We start from the raw sequence: 20,129 nt of genomic DNA, 5'->3' as shown, positions 1-20,129 counted from the left end.
AAACAGCCTTAATTATGTGACCACTATGCGATAAGTATCCGATAACTATGCGAACAGTGCTCAAAAATCAAACGCGACGCAGTACTAACAAAGGTTTCAGTAGTAGATAGCATTGCAGTACCTCTAAAGATGAGTATATCTTCTAAGTAAGACGATATTGTTCGTAAATATGATCGTTATAATCTAGTCTTCATTTTGTTTAGAAACTTTTTTATACCAAAAAGTTTTCTCTAAAAAACAACATTAAACACTCATATACAATATTTTACAAAATTTAAAAAACCAACACACGTGTTAAAGTTTCCTTAATTAGCATGGAAACGAATTTATTATTAACGTTTCCAAACTATATTTGCCCTACAAATAATTAAGAACATGGAAACCCAAATATTAGAAAAAGCAACCCAAATGTTTCTTAGTCAAGGTTTTAAAACAGTGACTATGGATGATATCGCAGCAGAATTAAGTATCTCTAAAAAAACAATCTACCAACACTATGCTTCTAAACCAGAATTAATAGAAAAAGCACTGGCGAGTATAAATGCTAAGTTTCTAAACACAATAGAGCAGACGCTAAAAGAGGGTAAAGAAGCTATCCCAGAAATACTAGCTGCACATGATGACATCAATGAGACCTTCTTAATAGACTCTTCTGCTTGCTTCTATCAGCTGACGAAGTATTATCCTAAACTAGCGCAAAAGCAAAAGGTATTTCATGAGAAAAAATATGTACGCCTTATAGAACAGAACCTTGAAAAAGGGATCAAAGAAGGAGTATATCGTTCTGAGATAGACATAGACTATGTAGCTAGATTTCACATCGCATCCTTAGTGGCGATAGAAGACCTAGACTACTTCCCTGACTCGGGCTATAGTCATCTAGAGATACATGCACTACACCTAGAGTATCACATACGCAGTATCGCTACGGATAAAGGCTTAAAAATATACAAAGAATTAACCCAGAAGAATAGATAATGAACAGCTTTAAAATAACGCTTATTACACTATTAGCGACTTTTATTGTAAATGCACAGGAGCCTTTAAGTCTTAAAGATGCACTGCACTATGCCTTACAGCACAAAGCTGAGGCTAAGCAAGCTAGCCTGGATATCGAGAACAGTCAGTATCAGATAGAAGAAGTGAGAGCGAATGCACTACCTCGTATAGATATAGAAGCGAACTTACTGAACAATGTGAAGATACAGGAGATGCCTCTAACAATGGGTGGACAGACACAGATGATTCCCTTTAATCTAAAATGGAACTCTAGTATCACTGCTACAGCATCACAAGTACTGTTTAACCAAGCTGTCTTCATGGGGCTTAAAGCGGCACGCACTGCTAAAGAATTTTACATTATCAATAAGGAGCTTACAGATGAGCAAATTATAGAGAAAGTAGCGAGTACATACTATCAGGTATATCAGACGAAAGCTATGCTGAAGACGATAGAGACTACGATAGAGAGTACTACGAAAATAAAGGATATTATAGAGAACCTACACAGTAATGGACTGGCTACGCAGATAGACCTAGACCGTACTAAGGTGAGTCTTAGTAATATCAAAGCTACTAGACAGAAGATCGTCAATGCGATAGACTTACAAGAGAATGCACTAAAGTTCTTTATGGGAATGGATGTGAACACGCCTATCGCGATGCCAGACACGACTTTCACAGTAGATGACAGTGGCATACTAGCAGAGAATAGAATAGATGACAGAACAGAAATACACCTATTAGAGAAGCAAAAAGACCTACTAGAGTACAAGAGAAAGTCTATCGTTGCAGACTATTATCCTTCGTTAGCAGCCTTCGGAAACTTCGCTTATCAAGGGCTTGGAGACAAACTACCATGGGGAGGTTCTACAGCAGATAAAGTGTATTGGATGAATACCTCAGCAGTAGGTTTACAACTAAAGATACCTGTGTTTAGTGGGTTCGCTACACGCTCTAAGGTGAGACAAGTAGAAATCGAACAAAAGAAAGTGGATGTACAAATACACGATGTGAAAGAGGCACTATCACTAGACTTTAGCAATGCGCAGAAGTCCCTAGAGAATGCTCTAATCACCATAGATATTCAGAAAGATAATGTAGGTTTAGCCAAAAGTATACTGTCTAATATCCAGAATAACTATAAGCACGGTCTGGCTTCACTAACAGACTTACTCAATGCTGAGAATGCCTATACGGAGGCAGAGAATAACTATACTACATCTATGCTAGACTATAAACTAGCACAGATCCAATTAATAAAAGCTCAAGGAGAGTTAAAGACATTATTAGATTAATCGTACAAAAAATCTAACATCACTATCATCATGAAAAAAATTATTATCGCCTTAGTACTAGTCGTTTTAGGAGGAGGTCTTGTCTATATATTATCGAGTAATAAAGCTAAGAATGACCGCGAAACTGCTATCGTGGCTGAACGCAGTGCAGAGGTAACGGTAAGAGCAGAACAGACTAAACTACAGGTATTCGATGCTTCCTATAAAGCAAATGGAAACTTCATGCCAGAACAAGAAGTAACAATTTCCGCAGAAACACCTGGACGTATCCATAAACTATTAGTAGATGAAGGGTCTCGTGTACAGAAAGGTCAAGTATTAGCACTGGTAAATAGCGATCAGATCAATGTACAGATACAGAATGCCGAAGCCGCCTTAGCTACTGCTAAAGCTGATGCTACTCGATTTGAGAGTGCTTTTAAGACTGGGGGAGTGACTCAACAACAGCTGGATCAAGTGCGTCTTATGCTAAAAAATGCAGAGGCTAACCTGAAGTCTGCTCGTATCACGGCAAGTGATGCTAATATTAAGGCTCCTATCAGTGGTATCATTAATAAGAAACACGTAGAGTTAGGATCTTTCGTAGCGCCAGGTGCTCCGCTATTTGATCTAGTGAATGTAGCACAGCTTAAATTAAGAGTGAATGTAGATGAGAGCCATGTGGCTAATCTAAAAGAAGGAGATATTATTACGGTAAAAGCAAGTGTATTACCTAATGACACCTTCCAAGGTAAAGTGACATTCATCGCTCCTAAAGCAGATGCTGCGCTTAACTATCCTGTAGACTTATTAATTGCTAACAACCAAGAAAACAAATTAAGAGCAGGTATGTATGGCTCAGCACTGTTCGATGGAGAGAAAGATGCTGGTACTCCTATCCTATTAGTACCGCGTAATGCATTCGTAGGTAGTGTTAGTTCTAATCAGGTGTACACTATCGTACAAGGCAAAGCAGTATCTAAGAAAGTAGTAGCTGGTCGTAACTTCGGAGACTTCGTAGAAGTACTAGAAGGTCTTAAAGAAGGTGAGACTGTTATCACATCAGGGCAAATTAACCTAACAGAAGGTGCACCTGTATCAATCATTAAATAACATCCTCTAAAATCAAAGGATCGACTTATGAAAATAGCCGAAATATCAATAAAACGTCCTAGTATCATTATCGTAATGTTCATCACATTACTACTAGGTGGTTTATTTAGTTATAAAAATCTGAGTTACGAATTAATTCCTAAGTTTGAAGTAAACGTAATTACAGTAGCCACAGTCTATCCAGGAGCTTCACCTGCTGAGATAGAAAACACTGTAACCAAAAAAATAGAAGATGCTGTAGCCTCGCTAGAGAACGTAAAGAAAGTAGAAGCCATGTCATTCGAGAGTTTGTCTACCGTGATGATATACTTAAACTCTACTGCTGACGTAGACCTATCTCTTAACGATGCGCAGCGCAAGATCAACGCTATCCTAAAGGACTTACCTAAGGACGTAGATCCTCCTTCGCTACAAAAATATTCACTGAGTGACTTACCTATTCTTACACTAAGTATCACGAGTGACTTAACAGAGAAAGAGCTATATGACTTATTAGACAAAAAGATACAACCTATCTTCTCTCGTGTGAATGGAGTAGCTAAGGTAGAGCTTATCGGAGGTGAAGAAAGACAGATACAGGTATTATTAGACCCTAAAAAGCTAGAAGCCTATGGTCTGAGCGTACCTATGGTACAGCAGATCATCTTAGGGTCTAACCTAGACTTCCCTACAGGTAACGTAAAGTCGAATGACAAACAAACCATCATCCGCCTAGAAGGGAAATACAAGGATGTAGAGGAAATGAGAAAGCTAGTCATCGCTTCTCAGGGGGGTATAGATATTCGCTTAGGTGATGTAGCTGATGTACAGGACGGTATTAAAGAGATCGAAAAGATCGCCCGTCTAAATCAACAATCTACTATCTTAATGCAAGTCATCAAACAGTCTGATGCCAATGCGGTGACTGTATCAGAGCTAACACATGAGACTATCACAGAAGTAGAACGCAACTACAGTGATCAAAACTTAAAGATAAAAGTAGCGAATGACTCTTCAGAGTTCACCCTAGAGGCAGCGAATGCTGTAATGTTTGACTTATTCTTAGCGATAGTTTTAGTGGCATTCGTGATGTTGTTCTTCTTACACAGTTTAAGAAACGCGATCATCGTGATGGTGGCTATCCCACTATCTTTGATTGCTACTTTTATTGGAATATATTTATTGGGGTACACGCTAAACTTACTGAGTTTACTAGCTCTATCCTTAGTAGTAGGTATCCTAGTGGATGACGCCATCGTAGTGATAGAGAATATCCACCGACACATGGAGATGGGTAAAAACAAAGTACGTGCATCGTATGATGGAGCTAAAGAGATTGGGTTCACTGTTACAGCTATTACTTTAGTAATCGTAGTTGTATTCTTACCGATCGCGATGTCATCAGGTCTAGTACCGAATATCATTAAACAGTTCTGTGTGACTGTAATTATAGCGACTATGCTATCCTTATTAGTATCATTCACTATTGTACCATGGTTATTCTCTAGATATGGACGTATCGAAGTGATTAAGCCCTCTACCTTCTTTGGTAAGATTATACATGGATTCGAAAAGGGGTTAAACTCATTCACACATGGGATTTCTAATTTACTAGTATGGTCGTTAAACTCTACTCGTAATACAATCATTGTTATTGTAATCGTAGCGATATCCTTCTTTGCATCGATCGCCTTATTACCGATGGGGTATATCGGAGCAGAGTTCTTCCCTAAGACGGATAAAGGAGAATTCTTAGTACAATTAGAACTAGATAAAGATGCGTCGTTACAACAGACAAATAAAGTGACTCAAAAGGTAGAAGACTTCTTAAGCACTAAACCTGAAATAGTAGATATGATCACTACCGTAGGTCAATCTTCTGAAGGATATGGTGGAGCACAAGCTACTAAATACAAGTCTGAGATACACGTAATCCTAACAGATAAGAAAGAGCGTAAAGAGAACTCATTCGTATATGCTGCACAGCTAAAGAATGAGCTAGCACCACTCATCGCTGAGGCAAAAGTAAAGACAGTACCCGTAGGACTAATCGGAGCTGAAGAAGCACCACTAGCCCTAACAGTAACAGGATCTACCTTAGACGATGCTATGGACTTCGCTATACAAGCGAAAGAGCTATTAGATAAAATACCGGGTACGATGGAGACAAAGCTGACTACGGAAACGGGTAGCCCTGAGATCAATGTACAGGTAAACCGTGATAAGATGGCAGCACTAGGTCTAGATATGTACACAGTAGGAATGACGATGCAGACCGCGTTCAACGGGAATACTGATGGTAAGTTTAGAGCTGGAGAATATGAGTACGACATCAATATCAGATTTCAGGAATATGCTAGAACAACGATAGATGATGTAAAAGAGATCAGCTTTAAGAATAATGTAGGGCAAGATATAAAGCTAGCTCAGTTCGCAGATATTAAGTATAGTTCTGGTCCCTCTATCCTAGAGCGCAGAGATAAGAGTCCGTCTGTGACTATTAAATCTCAAACGATAGGACGCGCTCCTGGTGCGATAGCAGAAGAGTGGGTACCACAGTTCGAACAACTGACTATAAAACCTGGGGTTAAGTACTTATGGACTGGGACGATGGAGGATCAAGAAGAAGGATTTGGTACACTAGGAGTAGCTTTATTAGCTGCTATTATATTAGTGTACTTAGTAATGGTAGCGCTATATGATAGTTTCTCTAAGCCATTCATCGTAATCTTCTCTGTACCGTTATCATTCATTGGAGCATTATTAGCATTAGCGATAGCGAATATATCACTGAACATCTTCACGATACTGGGTATCATTATGCTAATCGGTCTGGTGTGTAAGAATGCTATCTTACTAGTAGACTTTGCGAATCACAGAGTAGATGCTGGAGACAGTGTACACGATGCGCTTATCGCAGCTAACCATGCGCGTCTACGCCCAATCTTAATGACGACTATCGCGATGGTGATCGGGATGGTGCCTATCGCATTAGCGAATGGTGCAGGTGCTGAGATGAATAACGGGCTAGCAGTAGTGATCATCGGAGGACTACTATCCTCTCTACTACTGACCTTAGTCATCGTGCCTATCATCTACTCTATCTTCGATAAGATAGGAAGCCGATTCTCTAAAAAAGAAAAAGTAGATTATAATGAGCTAATGACTGCTGACTATGACTACAATGAAGGCTTTATCGATGAGTTCACAGCTAAATATATAGATAAAGAATAATAGAACATTCATAACAACAAGTAGAAACCTCTGGGAGATATCATATTCTCTCAGAGGTTTTGATTTTATAGCACTTATGTATAGCTGTTTTATAGATAGATAATAATCAAACTCTCTCATACGTTTATTAATCTATATTAACTTCTATCTACAATCTAATTACTAATTTTAGACAATAATTAAAACTGTAGATTCATCGTGGATACTTCATATATACAAGTCTATTCTCTAAGCGATATAACGCATCGCTATAAGAATGTTCTAACGGACAAAAGATTAGCTATACTAGATATAGGCCCTAAGCACAAGCAGTATTTCGTTATTGATAAACCTTATCAGTTTACCACCTTTGGGTTAATCTTAGTGACAGGGGGTAAATGTGAGATTACGATTAATCTAGAACCTACTATCATTAAAAAGGATGACTTACTAGTAGTGCTACCTAATCAATTCTTTGAGATCAAAAGACTAACAGAAGACTTCTCTGTAAAGACGGTATTCATTGACCCAGACCTATTCTTAGAAGCGGGGTTTCACGTCAAATCTCATAGTTTGGTTTCTTTCTTATCTTCTGAATACCCTAAGATTATCACCTTGACTAGAGAGGTGTTTAGAGAGTTTAAGAACAATATCAAAAGGCTGACACAACTGTCTTATAACACAGATAATATCTATGCTAAACAACTCATCATACACCACTTCTCTATACTGATGTATGAACTAGGCAACTTCTACAGCAAAACTGTATTACAAAAAAGCAATACTAAACTGATGAGAAGAGAAGAGTTGGCAAAAAAATTCATTTACCTTGTTTCAACTCATTTCAAGAAAGAGAGAAGTGTACAGTTCTATGCAGAATCCATGTATATCAGTAGAAAGCACCTTACAAAAATCATAGTAGAGGTATTCCAAAAAACGCCAAAACAGATCATATCTGAAACCATAATCTTAGAGGCTAAGGTACTCCTTAGAAATCCTAAATCATCTATCACAGATATCATTAATGAGTTGAACTTTACAGATTTATCCGTGTTCAGTAAGTTTTTTAAAACGCATGCAGGAGTATCTCCTACTGACTTTAAAAATAATCTATAAAGTTTATTTAGAAGCCTTTGGTATAAAAACGCCTTTTAGACAATTATTGCCGTTTAATTATCTATTATAAAACAAGTAATAATAACGATATTTGATGCATAAAATCTAAAGATAGCAAGAGTTAAGAAGATTTAACTCACTTGAAATAAAGACGCATAACAATATGATAAGAACAACTACTCACAAAACTATATACGCAAATATCACAGCGATCGGTGGGTATGTACCTGAGCAAAAAAGAACGAATGAGGACTTAGCTAAGGTAACAGACACGTCTGATGAATGGATTACAAAAAGAACAGGGATTAAAGAGAGAAGAATACTTGAGAAAGGACTAGCAACTTCTGATATGGCTGTAAGAGCCATAGAAAATCTAATCACTACATATAACAAAAAACTAACAGATATAGACGCTATCATAGTAGCTACGTCTACACCTGATATGCCTATGCCTGCTACAGCCAATATTGTATGCGAAAAGCTAGGTATAGAGAATGTATGGGGATTCGACGTCAATGCTGCCTGTTCGGGATTTTTATATGCATTAGACCTAGGAGCCTCTCTAGTAGAAAGCCAACGTTATAAAAACGTAGTAGTCATCGGGGCAGATAAGATCAGTGCGTACGTCAATATTCATGATCGCTCTACGAATATACTATTCGGTGATGGTGCAGGTGCAGTATGGTTAGAGCCTTCTACAGAGATAGGGGTTATGGATGCACTAATGCAGAGTAATGGCCAAGGAAAAGCATTCTTAAATATAGAGGGTGGTGGTTCATTATATCCTAATACTGATCTAGAAGAGGATGATGACAAAAAATATATCAAACAAGATGGTAAAGTAGTCTTCAAACAGGCTATACAGTCTATGAGTGATGCTTGTCTAAATGTTCTAGAAAGAAACAACCTTACAGTAGAAGATGTCAACTGGCTGGTACCTCATCAGGCAAACAAAAGAATCATCGATGCTGTAGGGAAGCAAATAGAAATACAAGAAGAGAAGACATTAGTCAATATCGCTAACTACGGTAATACTATTGCGGCAACTATCCCATTGTGTATTTGGGAAAATACAGATAAGATTAAAAAAGGAGACTTAGTGCTTCTAACAGCATTTGGAGCAGGGTTCTCATGGGGAGCTAGCTTATTGCGTTGGTCAATATAATCACCTTTGTAAATACATAAAAAGTCCTTCGAATAACACCATATTCGAAGGACTTTTTTTATATCTCTTATTTCGGTATAAACTCTCTTCTTAATGAAAGTTTGTTCATCTATTTCTTAGATATACTTAGCTGGGTATTCTATCCCTTTCGCATCTAAATAAGCTAAAAGCTCATTATGCTTATTCTCTATATTAGAGATACATTCACAAGAAATAGGACAAATAGCTGCTGGAGATATTTCTAAAATCTTAGCGATTTCATACAACACCTCATTCTTTAGCTTTGTTTTTCCACTCTCTATATCAGAATATGCTTTTTGCGAAATTCCTAATCTTTCAGCGACATACTCTTGTGAATAGCCTGAATTCTTTCTTATACTCTTGATTCTTTCAATATCCATAGCATTACTTTTAAAGACTGACTTCCCGTAAAACACTAATTTTACACTAATCTATCTAACAAAAGTACCACTTTTCTGCATATAAAGTAAAACATATCAAAAATATACTTAATTTTGTAGAACAAATTTTCATAAACAACAAGCCAGTCTAGCTCAAAATGATTAAAACTTCAATTTGAAATTCATTAATCATATAATCTAGCCTAAGAAAACTGCTTCCCCAAGCAGTTTTCTTTGTTTATAGACCTATCTATTCTACAACTGTACAACTTTTTTTACTTCTACTGAACATTACTGACCTTTGGTGTTCAAAAAATGTTCATTTTCAGAAAAAAGCTGTTCGATAATGAACAGTACCTTATTTCAACACAAACTCAAATAACTAAATAACAACACCTTACAATATATTTAATTTATTGGCACACAAATAGAATTATACTTTACAAACAAGTAAACTATAAAACTCAATGAAAGCATTATTTATCTCAACTGCTTTATTCTTAACTGCATTAAGTGTAAATGCACAAAACACATTAAAAGGGTCTGTACAGAATACAGAAAAAGCTCCTGTGGACTTTGCAGAAATATACTTACTAGACACAAAAGGTAACTTAGTACAATCTGCCTTCACAAACGAACAAGGGACTTTCGAGATACACGATATAGAAAATAATACATACGCATTCCAAATCCACAGTTTCGGAGTAAAAGCCTATGACAAAAATATAGAAGTAAACCAATCTTTAGATTTAGGAACTATCACGATACAACAAGATACTAAACTAGACGAGATCGTAGTAGAGTCAACTAAGAAAGTATTCGAGCGCAAAGTAGACCGTACTGTATTTAATATAGAGAACTCTGTACACGCTACGAATAACGATGCAGTAGATTTATTAAAACTAACTCCTAGTCTAAAAGTAGATAACGAGAACATCTCTATAGTAGGTAAAAGTAATGTACGTGTAATGATAAATGATAAACTAGTACAGCTAACTGGTGAACAACTACTACAATACTTAAAAAGTATTCCTTCTGACAATATCAAAAAAATAGAGGTAATCACTACACCTCCTGCTAAATATGATGCTGAAGGAAATAGTGGATTAATCAACATCATCTTAAAAGAAGCTCTTCCTGATGCGTGGAATAACCAAATCAGTGCAGGTTATAAACAGTCTACTAAGAACCTATTCAGAATTAGTGATGTGTTTAGCTATAATAAAGATAAAGTATCACTAAAAGCAGGAATTACTGGCAGCAAGGGAGGGTTTAATGTTGTAGAGAACTCAACAGTATACTATCCAACTGAAACTTGGAATGGAAAAAGTACGCGTTACAACAATAATGACTACTTATCGGGTAACTTCCAGATAGATTATCAAATCACTGATAAAACATCTATAGGCGCTCAATACAATGGAGGAACGGGAGATCCTAAGTTTGATGATGGTGGTCTTATCACTGTTAATAACCTTGTTAATAACCCTGTGAAATACGTCAAAACTAACGCTAAAAATGACGGAGTTAATAACACTCACTCTGCTAACATAAACTTAGTACATAAGATTGATACTCTAGGAACTAAGTATTCAATAGATGTTGATTACTTCAACTATGTGAACAACAAAGAGAGACTTTTCAACACAAATACAACAACTGTTGATAACTCTGTTAACAATATGTTCATAGCAAACTCTACGGGTAATCAAAAAATAGAAAACTTCAGCGCTAAGATAGACTTCGAACAACCCTTAAAATGGGCTAAATTATCTTATGGAGCTAAGGCAAGTTTCGTTGTAACAAATAACAAAACAAACTTCTTTAATCTATCATCTGGTACACCAATAGAAGACTTGAAACAAAAAGACAACTTTGAATACAAAGAAAATACACAAGCTTTATACATTAATGCTAGTAAAGAATTTAATGATAAATGGACTGCTCAAGTAGGATTGAGATTAGAAACAACACAGACTACTGGGACATCTGTGGTATATGACATCAAGAATAAAAAGAACTATGCGAAACTATTCCCTACTGTCTATATAGCTTATAAGGTAAATGATGATAATACAGTATCGATCAACTATAACAGACGTATCTCTAGACCTGCATTTTGGGAGTTGAATCCTTTTAAATGGTACATCACTGAATATAGTGTAGCTGAAGGAAACCCTAAACTACAACCAGCCTTTACGGATAAAGTAGAATTTAATTATAACTATAAAGGTAAACTAGACTTTAGTATGTCTTATTCGAATACGAAAGACGAATACTCTCAGTATCCAATAGTAGATATAGCAACTAATAAAACACTTTATCTACGAGATAATATATTAGATTATACAAGATATAACGCTGGAGTGAGTTATACATTTAATACGTTCCCTTGGTTACAATCTCAAAATGGTTTCTATGCATTCTATGCTGAATCTAAGCTTAGTAAAGATGTAAAATTAGACATAAACAATGGAGGTGGTTATTACTTCACATCGAATAATACAGCTTACCTAAACTCTTCTAAGACATGGACTGCTCAAGTAGACTTCTGGTACCAACCAAGTTTAAAAGTAGGTATCTGGGAAGTAACTGAGGTCTATGCATTAAACTTAGGAATGAAATACGCCATGCTTGACAAAAAGTTAAACCTATCAATCTATGCTAATGACATCTTTAAAACTGGTTCGCAAACAGCTTCTACCAATACAAACAATGTAAATCAAAAATACTATAACTACTACGACCAACGTTATTTCAATTTAGGTGTAAGTTACTCATTTGGAAATAGTAAGATTAAAGTAAGAGATCACCAAGGTGGTAACGCTGAAGAAAGAAACAGAAAATAATATAATACAACCTACTACAACTAACTAACGATGAAAAACTTATTCACATTACTTTTAACTATTCTATGTAGTCAATTCATACTAGCACAGTCTTCTATCAAGGGGACTGTGCTAGACCAATCTGACAAACCTGTGGATTATGCAGAGATACAATTATTTCGACCTAATGATACTTTTGTAAAACAGAGTTTCTCTGACGAAACAGGTCTATTCAGTATGGAGGATATTGCCAAGGGAGATTATGTACTTAAGATATTCCACTTAGGTCAATTAGTAAGTGAACAACAATTAGCAGTTCAGAGTGATGTCGATCTAAAAAATATCTCCGTAAAAAATGATCAACAATTAGATGAGATCGTTCTACATGCTGAAAAAAGATTAGTAGAACGAAAAGTAGATAGACTGGTGTACAATACAGCAAATAGTATCGCTTCTCAAGGAATGGACGCCTTAGAAGCACTAGCTACTACGCCAATGATCAAAGTACAAAACGACAAAATCAGTATCAGTGGTAAAAACAATGTACGTATCATGGTAGATGATAGAATGCTAGAACTACAAGGGGATGCACTAACAAACTATCTACGTACACTGCGCTCTGATGATATCGAAAAAATAGAAGTAATAACAACTCCTTCTGCTAAATATGAAGCGAGTGGTAATGCAGGTATCATCAATATCATCTTAAAAAAGAATAAACGCATGGGAGTATATGGAACAGTAAGCTCTAACTATTCATATAACAACTATAACTCTGGAGGTAGTAATGGTAGCTTAAATTATCAAAATAAGAAGTGGAGCGTAATGCTTAAAGGGAATATCAATAATAGCAACAATTCTAACACCAATGACAACACTTATCAAGATGATAAGAGGTACTTAGGCAACAACTCTTTAAATGAGTCTTCTTATAAAAATAGAGGAGCAAGTATCACTACGAACTATCAGCTGACAGACAATGCTGTTATAGGAGGTTCATACAATTATACTAAATTCTCTGGGGATCCAAGAGCATTTACAACTTCTACTTATAAAAGTTATCCTTTTACAGCAACTGATTCTATTATTAATTCAGTAAACCGATCTTATACTAAAAATAACTATCATACAGCTAATCTATTCTTTGATCAGAAACTAGATACATTAGGGAGTAAAATAGCTATAGGTGCTAATTATTTCTCTAATTCACCAGACCAATCATTTGATATCAAAGAATTTGATAATAGCTCTGTACTTAGAAGATATAATACCTATACTAATACGCTTAAGTATAGTGTATATAGTCTAAATGCGGATTTAACTTATCACTTGCCTTGGGCAGAAGTAGAGTTTGGAGCAAAGTATACTACTTATGACAATAAAGCTCAAGTAACTTATTTTAATATCAAGAATGGCAATGCTACATTAGATCCTCTAAAGAGTAATCGATTTAACTACACTGAAGATAACTATGCTGCATACCTAAGTTTCACTAAACAGCTAACAGAGAAGTGGAGTGTAAAAGGTGGAATGCGCTATGAGCAAACAGAGGCAAAAGGTCATCAACTAGATAATAACGAGAAGTTCACGAAGTCTTATGGTAAGTGGTTCCCTACAGCGTATGTATCATTCACGCCTAATGAGACACACTCATTTAGTTTTAACTACTCTAAGCGTATTAATAGACCATACTCTAATGTCTTAAATCCGTTTAAGTATTATTCTAATAGCTATACATATCATCAAGGTAATCCAGAACTTAATCCTTCTTATACAAACAACTACGAATTAAGCTATGTATATAATGGGGCATTATCTGTGAATCTTAATTACTATCATATGACTGATCAGTTTGATTATATGAATAAGTACGTAGATGGTGTATTCATGAGTTCGACATACAATATGCTCAACAGTGATAACTATGGTGTAGATATCTCTTATAACAATGCGATAACAGCCTGGTGGGAAACAAATTCAGGATTAGAATACATAATGTCATCTCCATACTACAGAAATGAAGCAGCAACACAAGTAGGACTAAAAGGAAACTTATTTGATTACTATTCACAAAACACATTCTCTGTGAATAATGCAAAGACTTTAAAACTATTACTTAACTGGTATCACCAAATACCACATAAGGAAGACAACACTAGATACAGCTCATATAGCTCACTCTCATTTGGGGCTAAACTAGCTTTACTAGACAAAAAACTGAATATTAATATGACCATGCAAGACATCTTCAATACTGGTAAGAGCAATGGTACTTCTTATTACAAAGATAATGTACAGTCTTTCAAGAACTCTTGGAACTCTCGTAGATTCAGTATAAGTGCATCCTATACATTCGGTAACTCTAAGAACAAGAAAGCAATACAAGAAGCAAATTTCGAAGATAAAAACAGAAGTAATTAAATGAATTGAGTTAGTTAGAACAATTATTACTTATCATCCCCTTACCTATCAGTAAGGGGATATTTATTTCCATACATCTTCTTCTAAGATAGGCTGATCAGACAATAGATTAGACACAGCTAATAATCTAGTGCGCAACAGCTCTTTTCTTCCTTCAGGAGTTCGGGTATAAATAATATTACACTTCCCTACTGAGGCTTTCCATTCAGCTTCAAAGTACTGCACTCTTTTCTGATTCGCTCCGATACATTCTGGTACTGCATGATAATCTGAAGACGTTCCATAAAAGGCAACAAAAGATTTGCGTTCTATCACATAACGAGGATTCTCTACTGGGCTAAGTATTTCTTTTAAACTCTTGATAAATAACTTACGCTCTATAATACTTCCTCCTTTTAATGCGAAGTTTACTTCTCCTACAAAACTAACATTACCTATAATAGTAAAACTCTTATATTCCGTTTTGATTAGACTGAAGTGGCATAATGTTTTCAATAAAGTTCTTGCAATAGGAAACAAATCATGGCTTACATCTCTATAGCTTCTCGCTATTTTAAGTGTTTTAATACCTTGTTTTCCAAACTTAAAAATAAAACCGAATATACCTCCATTTACTAAAACCCAAATAATCCTCTTCATCGTAAGACCACCACTAATCAAAGAAGTCCATATTAGATCAAATATTTGATTAAAAAAATATAATGAGACTACCCCTACTAACGAAAATATAGAAGCCTCTATGGTTTTACGAGTATAAAGAGACTCTACTTCGCTAGCCGTCTCTCTCTTATTGCGTTCAATAAAAGGAGCCTCTATAGCATTGATTAAAGAAGTCCCTTTCGCTATTCCTATTTGCCATCTTTTATGTAGTAAATCACGTTGTCTAGCTAATAAAAAACTTCTGTCATTTTGTTCTTTGATTGCTTCTATAGAGTCCAAATGTAAAGGTAATCTCAGTCTACTTGTTCCATTAGATATTTCTACATCTTCTAATACAGCATCATTAGACACACCGACAAAACCTCTAAAGCGTCTAGTTAGAAAAGAAATATCTGTTCCTCCATTTTCCACATAAGGATCAATACTAACCAAATGCCATATATTAGAAGTCTTATCAGGATTATGCTTTAAACTTCTTATAGCACGACCTCTCATCTGATTAGACATTACAAAAGAACCTACATAGCTCGCTAAAATAAGTGAATTAATAGATGGTGCATCCCATCCTTCTCCAAGTAGAGCTTTAGTACCAATTAACACTTCTATCTCTCCTTTTTCAAAAAGCTGTGTTATTAAAGCAACAACTTGATGCCTAGTAGAGTCACTTACAACAACCTCAACGTAATTAGAGTCATAAGTTATAGGTTTACAGATAATCTCTTTACCAATAGCTGTAACAGACAACTCTAATAGTAAAGGTACTGCTCTAATAGGAATAATTACTAATGTACCTGATAATACTCCCATCTTCAGTTCCTGGTTTATAGGTGTACGTCGAAGGTATTCGAAAATAGGTAAGACTCCTAACTTACTTATTTCTATATCATTTATAGCTGTACTTACGTGATACTCTTTATAAATAAAATCAGCCAAAACGACTAAACGCAAAGAAGACTGAAGCATTGAATATTCTAGCTTTATAATCTCATGAATACTCTCTAACTTATTCACACTAGAGGTCAATAAGTCATTCTGTTTGGTATTATTACTAAATTGGACTTGCCCTTGGTTCATTGCTCCATAGTGACGCAATCGATTAAAAAGCTTAGTAACTTCCTCTCTATGCTCTTCTTCGTTCTCAAAAAAGCCAATCCCTTTAGTTGAATAAAACTGTATAACCTTCTCCATCCAAACAAAATTCAGTGGAGGTATCTCTATATCAGTATTCCCAAGAATATACAGCTTACTCTTGGCTAATTCAACATCAAAATGATGGATATAAACTAAGCAAGCAAAGAAGTGCTCTGTATTATCATATATCCAATTCAAATGGCTTTCTGGATCTATTAATAGTTGACTACTAATTAATTCCTCCATCATTGCTTGCTCCTCTATAAGCTTTTGATATAACTCATATACTTTATTTCTACTTTTGAGAAGTGCCTCTCGCTCACTGCTAGCAGGAACATTAAAGTAAATAAAATCCTGATGTGGACATAAGTCATAATCCTTTACTAATTCAGGCACAGATATCTCTTCATCTACCTCACCGTTTAGGGCGATATATCTTCTCCATTCTGCCATTGATACATCATAAGGAGGCGTTGCCGTAAGTCCTACTACTTTAGGATCTATCTCATCCACTAAAGCTGTAATAGCAGTCCACCAAGCATTTTTTAAATGATGTGCTTCATCTGCTATAATAGTTTTGATTCCTTTTTTCTTTAAAACTTTGATTATTTTAGATTGTTGCTCCTTATTATTACTCTTATTTTCTATAGAATCTTCTTCTGTATCAAACTCCTCTTCTTCTTCCTTTTCTATCGTATTATTAAAAGCAGCATATAGCCCTTGGTAAGTACAAACTGTCACAAATGAAGGGTTATATATATCAGTAGATATCCAATCTGGCTTAGTCTCTACTTGCAGAAAAAGTTCACAGAAACGATCTATCCATTGCTGTTTAATAGCAATACTAGGAGCTAGAATTAGTGTAGGTTTATTTATTCTTAACATGACCTCTAACCCTAGAACTGTCTTACCAGAACCAGGAGGCGCTATAACGTGTAATTTATGATTATCTAAATGGTATTCTAGGTTATCTAGAACACGTGCCTGATAAGAACGCCAAGGATATTTAAATGATATGTCTTCTGGAAATCTTCGCATTATAACTCTTCTATTAACATTTAAAGATATGGATATTATATAAAAAAAAACAAGTAGAGTAATCTAATTACCCTACTTGCCTTACATAAAATCTCAAAAATAAATCAGTTATAGTTCAGCATTTCTACCTACTATCTCATTATTCGTTTTAAGTTGTTTTAGGTTATCTAATGTAATAAAGGCTATCTGAGTCAGTGCTTCATCTGTAAAGAAAGCCTGATGAGCAGTTACTAATACATTTGGGAACGAAGTCAATAATTGTAAACGTTCGTCCTCTAATATTGTACCTGATAAGTCTCTAAAAAACACCTTCTCTTCTTGCTCGTATACATCTATTCCCAAAGCACCTATTTTCTTTGCTCTTAACCCTTGTATAATAGCGTGTGTATCGATTAGTTTACCTCTACTCGTATTAATCAGCATTACTCCATCTTTCATTTTACTAATCGTATCTTCATTAATCAGGTGCATCGTATCTGGTGTAAGTGGACAGTGTAGCGAAATAATATCAGACTTCGTAAATAGTTCTTCCAACTCTACATAACGAATCCCTTCAGCCTCTAATTGTTCATTTTTATAGATATCATAAGCTAGCACTTCAGTACCTAAAGCTTTCATCATACGACAAAAAACCGCGCCTATATTACCCGTACCTATAATACCAACTGTTTTTTTATAGATATTCGTTCCTAACAATCCATTTAAAGAGAAGTTCTGTTCTCTAACGCGATTATACGCCTTGTGAATCTTTCTATTAATAGTAAATAGCATAGCTAGTGTATGCTCTGCTACTGCTTCTGGTGAATATGCAGGTACACGACAAACTCGTATATTATGTTGATGAGCAGCGTTCAAGTCTACGTTATTAAACCCTGCGCAACGAAGAGCAATATACTTAACATCCTTTTTAGCTAGATTACTAATCACCTCAGCGTCTACTTTATCATTTACGAATACACATACTACATCAGTACCTTCTGTAATCACATTCACTGTTTGTTCATCCAAACCCGTTTCAAAGTATTCTAATTCAAAGCCAAATTGTTTATTCTCCTTATCAAAGAATGTCACATCATAAGGTTGCGTAGAAAAAAAAGCAATCTTCATATCTTACTATTTTTAATATTATTATTTCTGTCTCTATGAGACAAGGTATTTTCCTTGTTTCACTTATTAAAGTTACTGATAAAAAACCATTAAACCACGTAATGCGACTTCTTTTACCCAATAAACGTAGGGTTAAAAGCAATCCTTTTAATAACAATTTTATATATCTTCATTTATCTTCAAAATCTTATGAGGTAAACTAAGAAAAAAAGGACACTACAAAAACATAAAACTAAACAAATCAACTCATTACAAAAACAACTATTTATTCTAGTCTATAAATCCTCCTAACCCACTCCAATTAATAATATTTTCCCCTAAATACGTAGCACTTACAATAATTTTTCATTATTTTGTGAACTTTCTTGAACGTAAATAAACAAGCCTTTTTCACGAATAAAATGATTGCAAAAATTCAACTTAAATTAAATAATGACGTATTGCTTACAGTCATCAAAATGGTTAAGCATACAGATGACTATATTGTAGAGAATGTCACAGACGCATTACTAATAAGCATCAAAGAAGATTTAATCAATAAGTTAGAAGATAAAGCAAAGACCATACAGAAACAAGTTTCTATTCTTGATCATAATAAAAAGCATTCATTAGTATTGAAATACCATGAAGCGTATTCTATGTATAAGCTTTTAGAGGCTGTTCACGAAAAAGAATTATTCAGTGATAACCTACATATCAAAAAGATAAAAAGACTTATCTCCGAACTACATAATAAACTAGACATCTTCGCTAAAGAAGAAGATATCACTATCATAGATGAAGACTTAGTAGAAGATAACCCAATAGAGGTTACAGAGACTAAGCCTGAGAGAATTTTAGTATTAGAAGGTGTAGAAGACGCTCATACAGTAGATCCTAATCAAGTAGAGATACCTATCCTATTTGATATGACAGATGCTTTTAGTGATCATGAAGAAGAAATAAATATGCCTAACGAGGAATTATCTCATGAGGTAGTATCTACTATGCCTAATACCTTAGAAGAATTATTCACGCCTTCTGTAGAGGATGAAGTAATCCCTGATAACGAACTTCCTTTAGATCATAATTCTTATCTAGAGAAAGAAATGGATGTGATAGAAGAAACAATAGTTCCTACTGAGGAACCTAATACAACTACTGAAACATTCCCTACTCAAGAAACGATCTACAGCACAGAGAAAGACTTATTCATGACAAGCATACCAGAAAGTCAACCTAAGTTAGATTGGGAGAGAATTACTACAGAAGACCCTGCACCATCTTCAGAGAAAAAGAATACAATAGAACAAGTAACCTTTAGTGACCCTAAGTACAACGAGTTATTTAATATTGCTAAAACTGGTATTAATGTAGATGAACAAGATCTTATCAATCACGAACCTATCATCTCATCTCAGCCAGAACAAGGAATGAATACACTACTTACTGAAGAAGAGGACATCCCGTATAGCCAAGATGTTATGCAAATAGAGATATTTGATGTAGAAATGATCGAGGTTGAACCTAATGAACAAAAAGAAAAGAAAGAGAAGAAAAAAGAAAAGAAAATAGTCAAAGCTGAACAAGACGGACAGATTAGCCTATTCTAACGATACAGCCACTCCAAAAAAGAGTGGCTTTTTTAATATAAAAAAAGCAAGACCTCATATTCTGAAGTCTTGCTGTAAATATCTAAAGT

General features: G+C 35.2%; 12 protein-coding genes. 9 read left to right on the top strand and 3 right to left on the bottom strand.

All coding sequences use genetic code 11. The annotated features are described in order from the left end of the window. The first annotated feature begins 375 nt into the window (after nt 1-375). The 6 genes from RT228_RS09115 to RT228_RS09090 all read left to right on the top strand — a co-directional run bounded on the left by RT228_RS09115 (nt 376) and on the right by RT228_RS09090 (nt 8,862). A complete protein-coding gene (locus RT228_RS09115; RefSeq protein WP_006257424.1) occupies nt 376-978 on the top strand; it encodes a TetR/AcrR family transcriptional regulator in 603 nt (200 codons plus the stop codon). Then, entirely contained in the window at nt 978-2,297 is a 1,320-nt protein-coding gene (locus RT228_RS09110; protein WP_006266274.1) for a TolC family protein, read from the top strand. Before RT228_RS09115 ends, RT228_RS09110 begins: the two co-directional genes overlap by 1 nt. 30 nt (nt 2,298-2,327) lie before the next feature. Then, entirely contained in the window at nt 2,328-3,389 is a 1,062-nt protein-coding gene (locus RT228_RS09105) for an efflux RND transporter periplasmic adaptor subunit (protein WP_313138597.1), read from the top strand. Between the two features lie 27 nt (nt 3,390-3,416). After that, nucleotides 3,417-6,602, top strand: coding sequence for an efflux RND transporter permease subunit (locus tag RT228_RS09100; RefSeq protein WP_313138596.1), 3,186 nt, complete (start codon nt 3,417-3,419; stop codon nt 6,600-6,602). A gap of 198 nt (nt 6,603-6,800) precedes the next feature. Then, nucleotides 6,801-7,697 (top strand): helix-turn-helix domain-containing protein, encoded by an 897-nt coding sequence (locus tag RT228_RS09095; protein ID WP_006257429.1) that lies wholly within the window; start codon nt 6,801-6,803, stop codon nt 7,695-7,697. A 163-nt stretch (nt 7,698-7,860) separates the two neighbouring features. Beyond that, nucleotides 7,861-8,862: a beta-ketoacyl-ACP synthase III gene (locus RT228_RS09090; protein ID WP_006266272.1), complete on the top strand. Its 1,002-nt coding sequence runs from the start codon at nt 7,861-7,863 to the stop codon at nt 8,860-8,862. 116 nt (nt 8,863-8,978) lie between these two features. Here the strand turns inward: RT228_RS09090 and RT228_RS09085 are convergent, their stop codons facing one another. Then, nucleotides 8,979-9,263, bottom strand: a complete 285-nt coding sequence (locus RT228_RS09085; protein WP_006262765.1) for a helix-turn-helix domain-containing protein — start codon at nt 9,261-9,263, stop codon at nt 8,979-8,981. Between the two features lie 467 nt (nt 9,264-9,730). On the opposite strand from RT228_RS09085, the gene RT228_RS09080 reads away from it, so the two are divergent. Next, complete coding sequence (locus RT228_RS09080; RefSeq protein ID WP_313138595.1) at nt 9,731-12,112, top strand: outer membrane beta-barrel family protein; 2,382 nt, start codon at nt 9,731-9,733, stop codon at nt 12,110-12,112. A 30-nt stretch (nt 12,113-12,142) separates the two neighbouring features. After that, nucleotides 12,143-14,512, top strand: coding sequence for an outer membrane beta-barrel family protein (locus RT228_RS09075; protein ID WP_313138594.1), 2,370 nt, complete (start codon nt 12,143-12,145; stop codon nt 14,510-14,512). 63 nt (nt 14,513-14,575) lie between these two features. Here RT228_RS09075 and RT228_RS09070 read toward each other — a convergent pair whose 3' ends face one another. Together RT228_RS09070 and RT228_RS09065 are read right to left on the bottom strand one after the other, a co-directional pair. After that, on the bottom strand, nt 14,576-17,341 hold the full coding sequence (locus RT228_RS09070; RefSeq protein WP_006262762.1) for a DEAD/DEAH box helicase family protein: 2,766 nt from the start codon (nt 17,339-17,341) through the stop codon (nt 14,576-14,578). 108 nt (nt 17,342-17,449) lie between these two features. Then, nucleotides 17,450-18,448, bottom strand: a complete 999-nt coding sequence (locus RT228_RS09065; RefSeq protein ID WP_006262761.1) for a 2-hydroxyacid dehydrogenase — start codon at nt 18,446-18,448, stop codon at nt 17,450-17,452. Nucleotides 18,449-18,849: 401 nt separating this feature from the next. Here RT228_RS09065 and RT228_RS09060 point away from each other — a divergent pair, with 401 nt between their 5' ends. Then, entirely contained in the window at nt 18,850-20,040 is a 1,191-nt protein-coding gene (locus tag RT228_RS09060; protein WP_313138593.1) for a hypothetical protein, read from the top strand. Nucleotides 20,041-20,129: the final 89 nt, after the last annotated feature.

The organism is Myroides sp., from assembly GCF_032073645.1.
GTDB classification, from domain to species: Bacteria; Bacteroidota; Bacteroidia; order Flavobacteriales; family Flavobacteriaceae; genus Flavobacterium; species Flavobacterium odoratimimum.
Note: the sequence above shows the minus strand (reverse complement) of the source record. Positions and strands in the feature narration are given on the sequence as shown.

What these genes read in the sequence shown, in the direction of transcription:
- RT228_RS09115 (WP_006257424.1), top strand. Translation starts at nt 376, where the DNA reads ATGGAAACCCAAATATTAGAAAAAGCAACCCAAATGTTTCTTAGTCAA.
- RT228_RS09110 (WP_006266274.1), top strand. Translation starts at nt 978, where the DNA reads ATGAACAGCTTTAAAATAACGCTTATTACACTATTAGCGACTTTTATT.
- RT228_RS09105 (WP_313138597.1), top strand. Translation starts at nt 2,328, where the DNA reads ATGAAAAAAATTATTATCGCCTTAGTACTAGTCGTTTTAGGAGGAGGT.
- RT228_RS09100 (WP_313138596.1), top strand. Translation starts at nt 3,417, where the DNA reads ATGAAAATAGCCGAAATATCAATAAAACGTCCTAGTATCATTATCGTA.
- RT228_RS09090 (WP_006266272.1), top strand. Translation starts at nt 7,861, where the DNA reads ATGATAAGAACAACTACTCACAAAACTATATACGCAAATATCACAGCG.
- RT228_RS09085 (WP_006262765.1), bottom strand. Translation starts at nt 9,263, where the DNA reads ATGGATATTGAAAGAATCAAGAGTATAAGAAAGAATTCAGGCTATTCA.
- RT228_RS09080 (WP_313138595.1), top strand. Translation starts at nt 9,731, where the DNA reads ATGAAAGCATTATTTATCTCAACTGCTTTATTCTTAACTGCATTAAGT.
- RT228_RS09075 (WP_313138594.1), top strand. Translation starts at nt 12,143, where the DNA reads ATGAAAAACTTATTCACATTACTTTTAACTATTCTATGTAGTCAATTC.
- RT228_RS09070 (WP_006262762.1), bottom strand. Translation starts at nt 17,341, where the DNA reads ATGCGAAGATTTCCAGAAGACATATCATTTAAATATCCTTGGCGTTCT.
- RT228_RS09065 (WP_006262761.1), bottom strand. Translation starts at nt 18,448, where the DNA reads ATGAAGATTGCTTTTTTTTCTACGCAACCTTATGATGTGACATTCTTT.
- RT228_RS09060 (WP_313138593.1), top strand. Translation starts at nt 18,850, where the DNA reads ATGATTGCAAAAATTCAACTTAAATTAAATAATGACGTATTGCTTACA.